Source organism: Acinetobacter sp. RF14B, from assembly GCF_006864105.1.
Lineage (GTDB): Bacteria > Pseudomonadota > Gammaproteobacteria > Pseudomonadales > Moraxellaceae > Acinetobacter > Acinetobacter lwoffii_C.
Map to the genome: position 1 here is coordinate 1 of NZ_SMTB01000254.1, position 492 is coordinate 492.

The 492-nt window shown below is 48.8% G+C and carries 1 protein-coding gene; it reads right to left on the reverse strand.

Translation table 11 applies throughout. From position 1 onward, the window contains the following. Positions 1 to 215 precede the first annotated feature (215 nt). Positions 216 to 492 (reverse strand): sigma-70 family RNA polymerase sigma factor (locus E2K52_RS14820; protein ID WP_151205728.1); only part of this gene is annotated, 277 nt, incomplete at its 5' end.

The window sequence follows — 492 nt, forward strand, 5'->3', positions numbered from 1 at the left end:
ACTTTATTTCGTTTTATGCATGACTACCCGTGCTTTAGCAGCATACTCTGCTAAAACATACCCCATTTTTATGATATTGGAATAGCTATTTTGACAGTTTATTAACAATCTGCGTGGGGATTGACGTTTTGCCGGAGGGGGAATTGATTATTGTAGAGGCCCAAAAAACAAAAACCCCGGACTCTCATCCAGGGTTCTCTGCTTAATAGCGGAAATTACGCTTCAATAGCGGCGCGAAGTTTTTTCATCGCGTTTTTTTCCAGTTGGCGCACACGTTCAGCGGAAACACCGTAACGGTCAGCCAGTTCCTGCAACGTGGACTTGTTGTCTTCGTCCAGCCAGCGCGCGCGGATGATGTCCTGGCTGCGTTCGTCCAGACCTTGCATCGCGTCGGTCAGACGGTTTGCCGCCTGCTCTTCCCAGTTATCATCTTCGATGCCGTCGGCAAAGTTAGATGATTTATCCTGCAGATAGAGCACCGGTGCCATCGGC